This is a genomic window from Erwinia sp. S43 (assembly GCF_016624745.1).
GTDB classification, from domain to species: domain Bacteria; phylum Pseudomonadota; class Gammaproteobacteria; order Enterobacterales; family Enterobacteriaceae; genus Erwinia; species Erwinia coffeiphila.
In genome coordinates this window covers 1-14701 of the sequence record NZ_JACVTX010000030.1, presented here as the reverse complement: position 1 = coordinate 14701, position 14701 = coordinate 1, and the positions used below count along the sequence as shown (strand labels likewise).

Here is a 14701-nt window from a genome sequence, read left to right as displayed (position 1 = left end):
TCAGAAGACACACCGATCAGTTGTCGGTAATTATCCGTCCGGCCAGCAGCGTTGCCGCGACATTGCGTGCGGTCAAACGCACGTTTTCTGCCGCTTCCTGTAACGCTTCTTCAAGGCTGCAAATTCTATAGATCACACTGAATACGGCATCAAGGCCGTGCTGGTGTACGACGCCAACATCACTCGTCAGACTGCCGGCAATAGCAATCACCGGCTTATTGTAACGTTTGGCAATGCGCGCCACGCCGACCGGCACCTTGCCATGAATAGTTTGACTATCAATGCGCCCTTCACCGGTGATCACCAGCGTGGCATCCCGCACCAGCTCATCCAGCCCGAGGGCATCGGTAACAATTTCAATGCCCGGGCGCAGCGTGGCCTGGCAAAAAGCATACAGCCCCGCCCCCATGCCGCCCGCAGCACCGCCGCCGGGAACGTTAAGTACATCCACCGCCAGATCGCGCTGGATTATCGCGGCGAAATGCGCCAGCGCTGCATCCAACTGGCGGACCTGCTGCGGAGTTGCGCCCTTTTGCGGACCAAATACCGCCGAAGCCCCCTGCTCACCCGTCAACGGGTTAGTCACATCACAGGCAACTTCTATACGGCAGCGGGCAATACGCGGGTCTAACCCGCTGACATCAATATTAGCCAGCTGGGCCAGTGCCGCACCGCCGGGGCCAATTTCCTCGCCCTGATGATTCAGCAATTTTACGCCAAGCGCCTGTACCATGCCGGCACCACCGTCGTTGGTCGCGCTGCCGCCAATACCGATAATCACATGCTCAATACCGCTGTCCAGAGCATGGCGGATCAGCTCACCGGTTCCCCAGCTGGTAGCATGCAGGACATCACGACTGGCGGGTGGAACCTGTTCCAGCCCACTTGCCGCCGCCATTTCAATAATTGCGCAGCACCCGTCACCGGAAAGGCCGTAGAAAGCATCAACGGGATTGCCCAGCGGACCGGTAACGCGGAGCGGGATGATTTTCCCTCCCGTTGCGGCAACCATCGCTTCCACCGTCCCTTCACCGCCATCGGCAACCGGCAGTTTGACATAGTGAGCATGGGGAAATATTTCGCGAAAACCTTTTTCAATCTGCGAGGCAACATCCAATGCAGAGAGGCTTTCTTTGTAAGAATCTGGGGCGATAACAATTTTCACAGGCTATCCCATCAGCGGATGAAAGCAGGGCGACCCGGCAGGGCCGCCCGATGAGCATTGACTAGCTAATCAGCTTAGCCCACTGCTCCACCCACGGCGAGGTTACTTCTTCCGGCTCCGGGTTTTCACCGGCATCCACCAGCAGAACATCACCCACGCGGACGGCACTTTGTTCCTGCAGCAGTGCGTCAAATTTCTTGCCCGCGCCGCAGAAATCGTCATAGCTGCTGTCACCCAGCGCAATAACGCCGTAGCGCAGGGTTGGCTGGTAGCCGAGGCTGTCTTTAATACCATGGAATAAGGATGCGATACTGTCCGGCAAATCACCCTGCCCGGTTGTGGAGGTAATCACCAGCGCGACCTGTCCTTCATAGCGCTTCCAGTCATCCAGCTTAGGATCTTCAAAAATCTTCACCTGGTGACCGGCTTCCGCCAGCAGCGGCTCTGCTTCTTCAGCCACCAACAGCGCGTTTCCGTATACCGTACCAACAAAAATGCCTACCTCAGCCATCATTCTCTCCGGATGCTAAATTTGCCCACTATCCTGCGGGGTTTCCTCGTTTAACTCAACCCTGGGAACCTCAGGGAGACAATTCTGCCAGCCAAACTGCTGTATTGCCCGCTGCCAGACTCCGTCCAACCCGGCACGCAGTTCAAGCGGCTCACCGGTGACTGGATGAGCTAACTCTAGTTTGCTGGCATGCAGCATCAGCCGGTTCATACCAAAATGCTGCGCCGCGCTGCGGTTTTGCTTTAAGTCACCGTGCGCACTGTCGCCAATAATCGGGTGTCGCAGATGAGTCATATGGCGACGAAGCTGGTGTTTACGGCCGGTCTGCGGCAGCATTTCCACCAGTGAATAGCGCGAGCTGGGATAGCGGCTGACCGGTACCGGCTGTTCGGTGGTTGCTACGCCGCGCCAGTGCGTTGTGGCAGGCTGCGGCGCTTTATCCGGCTGGCTAAATTTATCGGCAATTTTATCCAGCTCTTCGGTCAGGGGATAATCCAGCAGTTCATCCCCTTCCAGCCAGCCGCGCACCACGGCATGATAGGTTTTCTGGATTTGATGCTGTTCAAACTGCTGCGACAGCAGGCGGGCCGTTTCGCTCGACAGTGCCATCAACAGAACACCGGAGGTCGGGCGATCCAGCCGATGAACGGTGTAAACGTGCTGACCAATTTGATCGCGCACCGTCTGCATCACAAATACCGTTTCGTGGCGATCCAGCCAGCTACGGTGCACCAGCCAGCCTGAAGGCTTATTGACGGCCACCAGCCAGCTGTCCTGATAGATAATTTCCAGCATTAGTTCGGTGACTCAAACAGCTGGTCAATGGCATTCAGACAGTGCAGCAGCTTAGCGCGCTGTGGAATGTCGCCTTCCAGTGCCACTTCATAATAAGGTGCGATCGCCAGCGTTACCGGCAGAGGCGCTCCTGCATCCAGCAGTGCCTGCATGCGCGGCAGGAAAATCCATTGCAGCCACTGCGGTGGGGTCATGGTATCCACACAGAAGGGTTCTACGCTGGCAAAAGCCTCGCTATTAGGGGCAAATGACTGCCAAAGGTCACAGGACTTAAGCTGCTGCTCAATAGCCTGCAAACGTTCCTGAACTTCGAGTTCACGGCTCATGATTCACCTCTTAAAAATGTGCCAGGAAAAGGGCGCAAAGCATATACCTATCGCGGTCAGAGCCGCAACTCCCGCCATCACGTTAAGATTAGACGCTTCCCCCTGAAAAACAGGCATAAAAAAAGGGAGCACTGTAAAAACAGTGCTCCCGGTTCGTTTGCAGCTATCCTGCTACCTTAATGCTCCCTGCTCATCCTTGAAAACTTTTCCCTGCGCTATCCTGAGCGAATGCCTTCCTGGCAATAATCCTTTCATATCCTTAACCACCGCCATCCTGTGCGGCTCACATTCTCCGTCCTGGAGGTGTCCCTTACCTCATCCTGAGGTGTCCTCGCTTCATCTGTGAAGCCTTTCCCTGCATCATCATCCCGATGGGTCCCACTCGTTCCATGAGCACATCATCCTGACGTTAATCTCGATGTTCTGAGTGTCCTTCGTGATGGCGATAAGTTTGCCAGACTGAGATAAGCAAACAAGATACCTGTGAGCCCTTTTTCATCGCTTGAATGGAGAAACCTCAAGGGGAAATTCATAACCTAATGATACGTATGAATTTTGATTTTATGTTGCATGAAATGTCTGGGCGATCCATAGCGATCTCTTACATCTTATGTAAGACATCTCTCACAAAACAGATCGCTACAGTCTTAATCGGCTGAAGTAAGGGGTTGTAAATAAGTAAGAAAACTCTCAATGGAAGACGCTATTACCTGCTTTTTCTGTGTGCCTAACTGCTCAATGATGACCTCACCGCTAAGGTTACATACCGAGACCACTTCCAGCTCAGATTCGGTGGTAGCGATAAATAAAGTCGGCGAATGCTTCAGACGACGCTTCATCACCAGATGACCAATCAGGTTTTCCTGAACGCGGGTAAAGTCATCTTCGCTCCATACCTGAATTAAAGACAGTGCCTTTCCGTCATAAGTTCCGGCCATATCACCAGCAAATTGTGCGGTATAGAACGCCGCCACATCGGGCTGAAGTTGAATATCCAGCGCGCGCTCAACCGCATCCAGATTTTTTGCCAGCGTGAAGGGCTGGGGCAACCACCACACGTCATCTTCATGGGTCGCCACAATGCACGGCGAAGGGATACCGTAGAGTTCGCCGCTGGCTGGCGCATGGCCAGTCTGCTGCTGCCACTGCTCACAGTAGCGTCGGGTAAAATCGTTTAATGCCTTGGTGGTTTGTTCAATCATTCTTTTTTCACTCTTTCCTGGCTAAGGTACACTAGCGCCCACTATTGCCCGGAGTACCTCCGGACGGATGACCGACGAATTCGCAACAGCGCCTGCCAGTACGGGCGATAAGGTAACACGATGTCTAGCTACAACAATCATCAGGCACTTGAGGGCCTGACGCTGGGTAAACCAACAGAATACCACGACAGCTACCAGCCTGCGCTGCTGCAGGCGGTTCCGCGCAGCCTGAATCGTGAACCTCTGGGGTTATATCCTGATAACCTGCCTTTTAGCGGCGCAGATATCTGGACGCTGTATGAATTGTCCTGGCTAAACAGCAAGGGCCTGCCGCAGGTTGCCGTCGGGGAAGTTTCACTGTCTGCAGACAGTGTAAATCTGATCGAATCCAAGAGCTTCAAACTGTACCTTAACAGCTTTAACCAGACTCAGTTCAGCGACTGGGGAGAAGTCCGCCGTACGCTGGAGCGCGATCTCAGCGCCTGCGCCGAGGGCGAAGTCAGCGTGGCGCTATTCCGACTGCAGGAAATTGAAGGCCAGCCAATCGGCCACTTTGACGGCCACTGTATTGATGAGCAGGACATCGTCATCGACAGCTATGAATTTAACGCCGACTACCTGCGTGATGCCACCGATGGTGAGATTGTTGAAGAACAGCTGGTCAGCCATCTGCTGAAATCAAACTGCCTGATCACCAACCAGCCGGACTGGGGATCGGTACAAATCAGCTATCGTGGTCCACGCATTCAGCGGGAAGCACTGCTGCGCTACCTGGTCTCCTTCCGCCACCACAATGAGTTTCACGAACAGTGCGTTGAGCGCATTTTCAGCGATATTCTGCGCTTCTGCCAGCCGGAAGCGCTGAGCGTTTATGCTCGCTATACCCGGCGCGGTGGATTGGATATCAACCCATGGCGAACCAATGCCGATTTTAAGCCTGGTCGGTCACGGCTGGTGCGGCAGTAATTGTGAAGTTGAGCACGTATCCTGTTGTTAAACATCATCAGACAGGGCTAATCTGAAGGGAGGCAGCAGCTTAGCTGCCCAGGATTATGACCAGGGTGGCCGTGATGTATCCTGTCGCGGCTGCCGTGGAGTTACCGCTCACCCTGGCGGGTGTAAAGGAGTTCAATTGATTACACAAATCAGCCCACTCGGCTCAATGGATCTGCTTTCCCAACTGGAAGTCGATATGCTGAAGCGCACGGCCAGCAGCGATCTCTACCAGCTGTTCCGTAACTGCTCTCTTGCCGTACTTAACTCCGGAAGCCAGACCGACAGCAGCCAGGAGTTACTCGCCCGTTTTGAAAGTTTCGATATCAACGTGCTGCGCCGCGAGCGCGGTGTAAAGCTGGAACTGATTAATCCCCCTGAAGATGCCTTCGTTGACGGGCGACTAATCCGCTCACTGCAGGCCAACCTGTTTGCCGTGCTGCGCGATATTCTTTTTGTTAACGGACAAATTGATAATGCCGGGCGTTCGCAGCAGCTGAACACGGAAAACTCCGTGCATATCACCAATCTGGTGTTCTCAATTCTGCGCAACGCGCGTGCGTTGCACGTCGGGGAAGAGCCTAATACCGTGGTGTGCTGGGGCGGCCATTCGATCAACGCCGTGGAATATCAGTACTGCCGCAGCGTCGGTGCCCAGCTTGGTCTGCGCGAGTTAAATATCTGTACCGGCTGCGGGCCTGGCGTGATGGAAGCCCCCATGAAGGGCGCCGCGGTCGGCCATGCGCAGCAGCGCTATAAAGAAGGCCGCTTTATCGGTATGACCGAGCCGTCGATTATTGCCGCCGAGCCGCCAAACCCGCTGGTTAACGAGTTGATTATTATGCCGGATATCGAAAAACGCCTGGAAGCGTTTGTCCGTATCGCGCACGGTATCCTGATCTTCCCGGGCGGGGTAGGAACAGCGGAAGAGCTGCTTTACCTGCTGGGTATTCTGATGAATCCGCACAACCACGATCAGGTGCTGCCGCTGATCCTGACCGGGCCTAAAGAGAGCGCAGATTACTTCCGCGTGCTGGATGAATTTATCGTCACCACGCTGGGCGAGCTGGCGCGCAAGCACTACAGCATCATCATTGATGATGCGGCTGAAGTCGCACGGCAGATGAAAAAAGCAATGCCAAAGGTGAAAGAGTATCGTCGTGAAACCGGTGATGCCTACAGCTTTAACTGGGCACTGCGCATTGCACCGGACCTTCAGATCCCGTTCGTACCCAGCCACGAAAACATGGCTAACCTGAACCTCTATCCCGATCAGCCCGCAGAGCAGCTTGCGGCCGCACTGCGCCGGGCTTTTTCCGGTATCGTTGCGGGCAACGTCAAGGATGTGGGGATTCGCGCAATTAAAGAGAACGGCCCGTATAAACTACACGGCGACCCGCAGCTTATGCACCGTATGGATGAACTACTGCAGGGCTTCGTTGCCCAGCAGCGCATGAAGCTACCGGGCAGCGCCTATGTCCCCTGCTACGAAATCATTAAGTAACCCTGCGAGCGGCCCGCGGGCCGCTCAGGACTCTTGTTTATGTCTGTTCACCTGTTAATTATTGATGCGCTGAATCTGATTCGGCGTATTCACGCGGTTCAGGGTTCGCCCTGCCAGGAAGCCTGCCTGAATGCGGTTCGCCAACTGCTGCTGCACAGTCAGCCCACCCACGCCGTAGCGGTGTTTGACGATGAAGATCGTCAGGAAAGCTGGCGGCATCAACTGCTGCCGGATTACAAAGCCGGGCGTTCACCGATGCCTGATTCACTGCGTGACGAGATGCCGCTACTGCGGGCCGCGTTTGCCAGCGTGGGCATTGCCAGCTGGCACTCTGCCGGAGATGAAGCCGACGATCTTGCCGCCACGCTGGCCAGCAAAATCGCCTCCGCCGGTCACCAGGCAACGATTGTTTCTACCGATAAAGGCTACTGCCAGCTGCTGGCACCGCAGATCATGATCCGTGACTACTTCCAGAAACGCTGGCTGGACGTGCCGTTTATTGCCGCCGAGTTTGGCGTGGCTCCCGCACAGCTTACCGACTACTGGGGGCTGGCAGGGATCGGCAGCAGTAAAATTCCGGGCGTTGCCGGGATCGGCGGGAAAAGTGCGACACAGCTGCTACAACAGTTCGGCAGCCTGGCAGAGATCTATCGGCAGATTGATGCCGTGCCCGATAAGTGGCGTAATAAATTGATTGAACATCAGGAAATGGCCGGGATTTGCAAGCAGGTAGCCACGCTGAGAACCGATTTGCAGCTGGAAGGTAACCTGAAAGAGCTAAGGCTACCCGTCAGAAATTAAGCGCTGGCTTACAGCTGGTTGGCTGCAAGCGCACCGGAAAGCATTTGTCCTGAAACAGCTGCGCTCCTGAGTTATGCACGTTTGAGACGGGTAAACTCAATGCCTGCCGGAGCGTTACGGCAGGCAAATTCGATACGATGGCTCAGGCTATAAAATCAATCAACGCTCGTCGCGGCGGCCCGGAATGGCGCTCCAGATACGACGAATATGTACCGTTACCTCTTCACGATCGTGATACAGCTGGCGTGCCTGAATCTGGGCATTGATCCCTTCAGCCTTCAGCTTTTCTTCAATCATTGCCAGATTCTGCGAGACTTCTTCATAGCGCTTTTTCATCGGCAGCTTGAGATTGAAAATGGCTTCCCGGCACCAGCCGTTCAACAGCCAGTCAACCATCAGATTGGCTACGCGCACCGGTTTTTCTACCATGTCGCAGACCAGCCAGTAGTTATTGTTACGAGTTGGACGGTACTTGAAACCGTCCTCACGCTGGTGGAAAACCTGGCCGGTCTCCATCAGGCTCGGTGCCATCGGGCCGTTATCCACCGCATTCACCATCATACTGCGTTTCACCAGCTGATAGGTCCAGCCGCCCGGGCAAGCGCCCAAATCGACCGCCCACATTCCACTGGCCAGGCGCTCATCCCATTCGTCAGCAGGAATAAAGACGTGGAAGGCTTCTTCCAGCTTCAGGGTAGAACGGCTTGGCGCATCCGACGGGAACTTAAGGCGCGGAATGCCCATAAAGAACGGTGAGTTGTTATGCGACAGCGAGTAACCAACGTAGCAATAGCCCGGCGCGATAAAGAACACGTGGACTACCGGGCGCTTAGCGCTCTCGTAGTTCAGCAGTACACCGGCCTTACGCAGGCTGGCGCGCAGCGGTACGGTGAATTTGCGGCAGAATTTCAGCAGTTCTTTACTGGCGTTGGTATCCGGCACCTCGACCCGCAGATCCCCGCCTTTTTGCACCGCGCCGGTCAGCATACCGACCACGGGAGTAATACGATCTTCCTGCGGCAGATCGCGCAGCAGCTCACCCACCACGATCATCTGGCGAGCGAAGATCAGCTGGCTGAACTGCAGCTCATTAATCAGCTTTTCCGCTTCGCCCTGCTGATAGCACTCAAACAGCACATAAGCGGAATCTTCTTTCACCCGGGCGAAGCCATACACTTCACACTCGGCGGCCTTTGCCGTGATTTCCGCGGCACACTCTTTCTCAAAACCCTGACGGCAATAGAGTAAAACTTTATTCATGGCGTTCTGCCTTTTTGTTCAGACGCAGTGCGCCAATCAACATCAAAATCCAACCGACCAGGAAGCAGGTGCCGCCAATCGGTGTAACGTATACCCAGACCTTCAGGTGTGACAGCGCCAGGCAATACAGGCTGCCGCTGAACAGCACCGTTCCCAGCGCCAAAAATGCACTGCTCCAGTAGAACCAGATATTGGCACGGCGCAGCATCGCAGCACCCATGCCGAGTATTGCCAGGGTATGAAACGCCTGGTATTCCAGGCCCGTTTTCATCCATGACATCTCTATCGCCCCCAGGGACTTACTTAATACGTGGGAACCAAACGCCCCAAGCGCGACGAAAAAGAGGCCACTAATCGCTGAAAAGATCAGCATTGCACGACTGGACATTCGGTAGTTCCTCACTCAAACCTGCGGTGATTGCCGCGTTCTGGCTGCTTATTGCTCATAGCGAAAACGAAATTTTTCCTGTTCGCTAGCTGCTTTCGCCAGTATCCATTGCCGGAAGGCGGCTATTTTACCCAGTTCTGCCTGACTGTCATGACAAACCAGATAAAAAGCATTTTTACTGACTAACACATCGTTAAACGGGCAAACCAGGCGGCCCGCTTCAATTTCACTCTGCGCCATCACGTTATTCGCCAGCGCTACGCCCTGTCCATGAATAGCGGCCTGAAGCACCATGGCGCTGTGACTAAAAATGGGACCCTGCTGCACGTTAATGGCATTCAACCCCAGCTGCCGCGTGTAGGCCTGCCAGTCCCGACGCGAGGCATCGTGCAGCAGTGTGTGATTGCTCAGTACGGCGGGTGACGTCAGCGGATGTTCACCGGTTAACAACTGCGGCGAACACACCGGCAGCAGATACTCCGCATACAGTTTTTCCACCCGCAGCCCAGGCCAATTGCCGCGACCGTAGAAAATCGCCACATCAACATCGTCGGCCAGTTTCTCTTCATCACGGTCCACCGCCTGGATACGCACATCAATTCCCGGATAAGCTGAGTTAAAGCTGGTCAGCCTCGGAACCAGCCACTGAATGGCGAAACTCGGTAACAGGCTGACGGTTAATGCACCTTTGGCACTGCGCGCCTGAAGCTTGCGGGTGGCATCATTCAGTGCGGTAAAAATCTCTTTAATATCGAGGTAATAGCTCTGCCCTTCTTCGGTCAGCAGCAGCGAACGGTTACGGCGGCGGAACAGCTTCAGCCCAAGAAAATCCTCTAAAGACTTAATTTGATGGCTAACGGCGGCCTGGGTAACAAACAGTTCTTCTGCGGCTTTGGTGAAGCTGAGATGACGCGCGGCAGCGTCAAAAACACGCAACGCATTAAGCGGTGGTAAACGTTTAGACATGGTAGATGGGCACTTTTGATTCACAGCCTGAGGTTACTTTGCAACACAGAGTAACGTATTAGTTTTTTTTATCCGAGACATTATAATTTGTCCGTTGAGGAACTACCAGCAAATACCTATAGTTGCCGCACTTCCTGAGCCGGAACGAAAAGTGTTTTGGAGTTTCGCGTTAACACGCTGAATTTTGAGGGCTTTTGGCTTGTGGTCGTGATGTTGTGTTTGCAATTGACCTGACTATTTTAAGGTCTGGTAGCTCCGCTACCGTTTATTCCTGTAGATTTACCCTGTCTGTCCATAGTGATTTTTACAGCACCGCAAATTGCGGTGCTTTTTTTATTGCAGGGCAAAAATTACTGCCCCATCTCGGCCATCTCTTTCACATCGGAGCGGTTGATCTGCTGCTTGTTGCCATTAGCATCTTTGTAGCTGATCATACCGGTATCGTCATCAACAGAGGGTTTACCCTCGGCGACAATCGTGCGTCCGTCATTGGTGTGCATCACATAGTTACTTGAACAAGCAGCCAGAGTGAATACCATTGCACCTGCGGCCAGAACTGCGGCTAATTTTTTCATCTTTATCTCCTTGCAGATTGTAATCCGAGAAACTACCCGCAGAACGACTTGTAAACCGACAAATGACGATAAAAAAAACTGACAAGACGGTTCTCTTATGCGGGTAATAGCTTAAAGCATGCAATATTCAGCATAACCCGCTTTCTCAGCTTTGCCAGGAAACCGCGATTTTTTTAAGCCTTATCCTAATTGAATCCACTAACCCGCAGGGTTAATGAGGAGTGTATGAAGTCATTTACCCCGCAGCAGTTCCGCCAGCAGTTTCCTGCGCTCAATGAAACCGGCTGCTACCTTGACAGCGCCGCCACTGCCCTGAAACCCCAGGCGGTTATTGCGGCAACGGAAGAGTTTTATCGCCTGAGCGCTGGTACCGTCCACCGCAGCCAGTTTGCCGCAGCACGGCGTTTGACCGAACGTTACGAAAATGCGCGGGGCCAGGTGGCTGGCCTGCTTAATGCAGCCGAAGCTAACAGCATCATCTGGACAAAAGGCACCACTGAAGCCATCAACCTCGTTGCTCAGAGCTATCTGCGCCCCCGACTGCAGCCGGGAGACGAGATCCTCGTCAGCGAGTCAGAGCATCATGCCAACCTTGTCCCCTGGCTGATGGTGGCAGAGCAGACCGGCGCAAAGGTGGTGAAGTGGCCAATTGGCGCGGACCGCCTGCCGGATATGGCGCAGCTTCCCGCACTGCTTAGCCCGCGCACTCGCCTGCTGGCCATCGGGCAGATGTCGAACGTGACCGGCGGCTGCCCGGACCTGGCGACAATCATTCCCCTCGCCCATGCGGTTGGAGCCAAAGTGATGGTCGACGGTGCACAGGGCGTCGTTCACTGTCCGCCGGATGTTCAGGCTCTTGATATTGATTTCTATGCGTTTTCCGGCCATAAGCTGTATGGCCCGATGGGCATCGGTGCGCTGTACGGAAAATCCGACCTGCTGGCGGAGATGTCCCCGTGGCAGGGCGGCGGCAAAATGCTCACCACCGTCAGCTTTGACGGCTTTACGCCGCAGGCCGTGCCCTGGCGTTTTGAACCCGGCACGCCAAACGTCGCCGGAGTCGTCGGCCTGAGTGCCGCGCTGGAGTGGCTGGACGGCATTGATGTTGCTGCGGCAGAGCGCTGGTCCTGCGATCTGGCTGATTTAGCGGAAGCACGGCTCGCTTCACTGCCGGGTTTTCGCAGCTTCCGCAGCAGCGGTTCCAGCCTGCTGGCTTTTGATATTGCTGGCGTGCACCACAGCGATGTGGTGACTCTGCTGGCGGAAAGCGGCATTGCCCTGCGGTCCGGCCAGCACTGTGCTCAGCCTTTACTGGCGGCGCTGGGCGTCAGTGGTACACTGCGCGCTTCATTTGCCCCCTATAATACGCTTTCCGATGTGGACGCGCTGACTGCGGCCATGACCACCGCCCTGACACTACTGGCAGACTGATTAATGAGTACAGAAACGCTTGCGCCACATCCTTTTGGCACCCAGATTACCGCCGCCTCCCTGCTTGAGCAGTTCTCCACCTTCAAACAGTGGGAAGATCGCTACCGTCAGCTGATTCTGTTAGGCAAGCAGCTCCCTGCTCTGCCGGAAGCCCTGAAAACCAGCAGCATTGAACTCAGCGGCTGTGAAAATCGCGTCTGGCTGGGGCATCAGCGCGCGGCCGACGGCAGGCTGCATTTTTACGGCGACAGTGAAGGCAGGATCGTGCGCGGTTTGCTGGCGGTGCTGCTTACCGCCGTGGAAGGAAAAACTCAGGAAGAACTGTTGCAGAACGATCCGCTTGAGCTGTTCAGCCAGCTGGGACTGAAGGATCAACTCAGTTCCTCACGCAGTGCCGGGCTTCAGGCACTGGCCGATGCAGTGATCGGCGCGGCGAAAGAATAAAGATAAAATGGGCTTTCCGGCGTCATCGGGTCGGACAGTATCGACTTTGGAACATCCCGCCCTCTGATCGATAGAGCCGGGCATGCTATTCAGCGCGTTCGGCCTTCGCCATCATTTTTTTCAGCGCGTGCGAGACCGCAACGAAGCCGAAAGTGGCCGTCACCATCGTCGCCGCACCAAACCCGGCAGAGCAGTCCATACGCTTTGGCCCCTCGGCGGTGGTGCGCGATGCACAGACCGAACCATCCGGCTGTGGATACTTCAGCGCTTCGGTGGAAAAAACACAGTCGATGCCAAGCTTGCCTTTACTGCCTTTGACGATGTTAAAGTCGCTTTTCAGCCGCTCACGCAGCTTGGCCGCCAGCGGGTCCTGAATGGTTTTCGCCAGATCGGCAACCTGGATCTGCGTTGGATCGATCTGCCCACCCGCGCCGCCGGTGGTCACCAGCGGCACTTTATTACGGCGGCACCAGGCCAGCAGCGCCGCTTTGGGCCTGACGCTGTCAATGGCATCAATCACATAGCTGAACCCCTGCCCCATCAACGCTGCGGTATTGTCCGGGGTAATAAAGTCATCAACACAGGTCACTCGACATTCCGGATTGATTTCCAGAATTCGTTCCGCCATCACCTCGGTTTTTGCCTTACCGACATTATCCTTTAGCGCGTGGATCTGACGATTGGTATTGGTCACGCACACATCATCCATATCAATCAGGGTAATCGCGCCGATACCGGTACGCGCCAGGGCTTCTGCCGCCCAGGAGCCAACGCCACCAATGCCGACCACGCACACATGGGCGTCGGCAAACAGCTGCAGCGCGGACTGGCCGTACAGGCGCGCCGTACCGCCAAAACGTTGCAGCCAGGCGTCAGATAAAGCAGTCATTTATTCATCCTCGATAAAAACGTCGGGCCGGCAATCCGGCCCGTGATGGGTTTACTGGCTAACCAGTAACGAACCCTGAGTGCGATTTTGCGTGGAGGCAGAAGAGAACAACGGCATACCGGTTCCCGGCGCGGCTTTCAGCACCCAGACGCGACCATAGTGATTATACCATCCCGCCATATGTCCGGCTTCCGGGCCAATGCCCTGGTACATATCAAAATGCTGCCCTTTAATTGCGCCGCCGACATCCAGCGACACCATCATACGCATCTCATATTTTCCGGTGAACTTACCGTTGTTGTCCAGCAGCGGGATCTCAGCCAGCAGTGCAGTACCCGGCGGGATCAGCGAACGGTCGGCCGCCACAGAGGCCTTCGCAATCAGCGGAACGGCGCTGGCTCCGCGGACTGGTGCAAAATTTTCCGGCTTAAAGAAGACAAAGGAAGGGTTCTGCTCCAGCAGCTCACGCACCTGCTCCGGACTGTGGTTTTCACCCCACTGGCGGATAGCCTGCATCGACATATCTTCACGCTTCACCTCACCGCGATCGATCAGCACCTTGCCGATACTGCGATAAGCGTGACCGTTCTTGCCGCCGTAGCCAAAGAACATCAGCGGACGGCCGTCACCGAAATCAACATAGCCGCTGCCCTGCACGTCCATAATAAAGTTATCCATCAGCGAATTACTCCAGGCCGCAATATAGCGATCCCCGAGCGCGCCACTGTAGATCTGTGCCCGGCTGGGCAGCTTACCCTTGCCGCGCGGCGGCATACGGTAAAGAGGATACTGGAATTCCCCCTGACGCGTATAACGAGCCTGGACGACCGGCGTGTAATAGCCGGTAAACTGCACATTGCCGTAGTTATCTGCCCCTTCCATCTGGTAGGCATCAAGGCCGAACTGGCGCAGCTGGCGAGTATCACCACCGGCCATCAGCCAGCTCTGAATCGCGCTGTAGGTGCCGGACTGGCGTGAATACATGCCGGAAGAGGTTGAGCGAATCTGTGAAACCTGGTCGGCAAAGTCTTTGCCGTTAACCGGGCGTCCTTTGGCATTGGGCTGGTTAACCAGAGCCAGCGGCTGATCCAGCTTACCGTCCTTATACTGCTGACCGCGATCGGTCGGTTTTGACGAACATCCAACCAGCAACGCCATCAGCGCACCGGTCACCAGATATTTAGCCCAATGTCCTTTCATCCTTTATCTACCTTTATGCAGAAACCCAGCGCGAAGATAGCAAAGCCACTGACATAATTAAATGCGCCATCGGCTGTAGCGCTCTGATTTGTGCAACATTTCACCATCCGGTTCAAATAATGAGTGGAAGGCACGTTTTTTCCCATTTATCGTAAAAAATGGGTTGCAAGAAAAACCATGCGGCGTATAGTGCGCATCCACGGACGCGGGATGGAGCAGCCTGGTAGCTCGTCGGGCTCATAACCCGAAGG

Annotated in this window: 16 protein-coding genes; 5 read left to right on the top strand and 11 right to left on the bottom strand. The window is 55.0% G+C overall.

Annotated elements, in window-relative coordinates:
- Positions 1-16: 16 nt before the first annotated feature.
- The 5 genes from IBT47_RS23355 to syd form a co-directional block, all read right to left on the bottom strand.
- Complete coding sequence (locus tag IBT47_RS23355; protein WP_200563365.1) at positions 17-1165, bottom strand: glycerate kinase; 1149 nt, start codon at positions 1163-1165, stop codon at positions 17-19.
- Positions 1166-1226: 61 nt separating this feature from the next.
- Positions 1227-1676 carry a flavodoxin gene (locus IBT47_RS23350; RefSeq protein WP_105593924.1) on the bottom strand — a complete coding sequence of 150 codons (450 nt, stop codon included), beginning with the start codon at positions 1674-1676 and terminating at the stop codon, positions 1227-1229.
- Positions 1677-1691: 15 nt separating this feature from the next.
- Positions 1692-2471 carry a tRNA pseudouridine(65) synthase TruC gene (truC, locus tag IBT47_RS23345; RefSeq protein ID WP_200563363.1) on the bottom strand — a complete coding sequence of 260 codons (780 nt, stop codon included), beginning with the start codon at positions 2469-2471 and terminating at the stop codon, positions 1692-1694.
- Positions 2471-2797: a YqcC family protein gene (locus IBT47_RS23340; RefSeq protein WP_200563361.1), complete on the bottom strand. Its 327-nt coding sequence runs from the start codon at positions 2795-2797 to the stop codon at positions 2471-2473. The genes truC and IBT47_RS23340 overlap by 1 nt, the downstream gene beginning before the upstream one ends.
- Positions 2798-3444: 647 nt before the next feature.
- On the bottom strand, positions 3445-3999 hold the full coding sequence (syd, locus tag IBT47_RS23335) for a SecY-interacting protein (protein WP_200563360.1): 555 nt from the start codon (positions 3997-3999) through the stop codon (positions 3445-3447).
- Positions 4000-4119: 120 nt separating this feature from the next.
- Here syd and queF point away from each other — a divergent pair, with 120 nt between their 5' ends.
- The 3 genes from queF to xni all read left to right on the top strand — a co-directional run bounded on the left by queF (position 4120) and on the right by xni (position 7297).
- Positions 4120-4965, top strand: coding sequence for an NADPH-dependent 7-cyano-7-deazaguanine reductase QueF (gene queF / locus IBT47_RS23330; RefSeq protein WP_200563358.1), 846 nt, complete (start codon positions 4120-4122; stop codon positions 4963-4965).
- A gap of 166 nt (positions 4966-5131) precedes the next feature.
- The gene (ppnN, locus tag IBT47_RS23325) at positions 5132-6496 is read left to right on the top strand and encodes a nucleotide 5'-monophosphate nucleosidase PpnN (protein ID WP_200563355.1); all 1365 of its coding nucleotides are present in this window, start codon (positions 5132-5134) and stop codon (positions 6494-6496) included.
- Positions 6497-6535: 39 nt separating this feature from the next.
- A complete protein-coding gene (xni, locus tag IBT47_RS23320; protein WP_200563353.1) occupies positions 6536-7297 on the top strand; it encodes a flap endonuclease Xni in 762 nt (253 codons plus the stop codon).
- A 159-nt stretch (positions 7298-7456) separates the two neighbouring features.
- Here xni and rlmM read toward each other — a convergent pair whose 3' ends face one another.
- The 4 genes from rlmM to IBT47_RS23300 form a co-directional block, all read right to left on the bottom strand.
- Positions 7457-8557, bottom strand: a complete 1101-nt coding sequence (gene rlmM / locus IBT47_RS23315) for a 23S rRNA (cytidine(2498)-2'-O)-methyltransferase RlmM (protein ID WP_200563351.1) — start codon at positions 8555-8557, stop codon at positions 7457-7459.
- A complete protein-coding gene (locus IBT47_RS23310; protein WP_105593916.1) occupies positions 8550-8945 on the bottom strand; it encodes a DUF423 domain-containing protein in 396 nt (131 codons plus the stop codon). Before IBT47_RS23310 ends, rlmM begins: the two co-directional genes overlap by 8 nt.
- Positions 8946-8993: 48 nt before the next feature.
- Positions 8994-9911, bottom strand: coding sequence for a transcriptional regulator GcvA (locus IBT47_RS23305; protein ID WP_105593915.1), 918 nt, complete (start codon positions 9909-9911; stop codon positions 8994-8996).
- 350 nt (positions 9912-10261) lie between these two features.
- Positions 10262-10486 carry a YgdI/YgdR family lipoprotein gene (locus IBT47_RS23300; RefSeq protein WP_200547051.1) on the bottom strand — a complete coding sequence of 75 codons (225 nt, stop codon included), beginning with the start codon at positions 10484-10486 and terminating at the stop codon, positions 10262-10264.
- A 225-nt stretch (positions 10487-10711) separates the two neighbouring features.
- On the opposite strand from IBT47_RS23300, the gene csdA reads away from it, so the two are divergent.
- Both csdA and csdE read left to right on the top strand, forming a co-directional pair.
- The gene (gene csdA / locus IBT47_RS23295) at positions 10712-11917 is read left to right on the top strand and encodes a cysteine desulfurase CsdA (RefSeq protein ID WP_200563349.1); all 1206 of its coding nucleotides are present in this window, start codon (positions 10712-10714) and stop codon (positions 11915-11917) included.
- Between the two features lie 3 nt (positions 11918-11920).
- Positions 11921-12361: a cysteine desulfurase sulfur acceptor subunit CsdE gene (gene csdE, locus IBT47_RS23290; protein ID WP_200563347.1), complete on the top strand. Its 441-nt coding sequence runs from the start codon at positions 11921-11923 to the stop codon at positions 12359-12361.
- Positions 12362-12446: 85 nt separating this feature from the next.
- On the opposite strand, the gene tcdA is transcribed toward csdE, so the two are convergent.
- Together tcdA and mltA are read right to left on the bottom strand one after the other, a co-directional pair.
- Positions 12447-13250 (bottom strand): tRNA cyclic N6-threonylcarbamoyladenosine(37) synthase TcdA, encoded by an 804-nt coding sequence (tcdA, locus tag IBT47_RS23285; protein WP_200547054.1) that lies wholly within the window; start codon positions 13248-13250, stop codon positions 12447-12449.
- Between the two features lie 51 nt (positions 13251-13301).
- Positions 13302-14450 carry a murein transglycosylase A gene (mltA, locus tag IBT47_RS23280; RefSeq protein ID WP_200563345.1) on the bottom strand — a complete coding sequence of 383 codons (1149 nt, stop codon included), beginning with the start codon at positions 14448-14450 and terminating at the stop codon, positions 13302-13304.
- Positions 14451-14701: the final 251 nt, after the last annotated feature.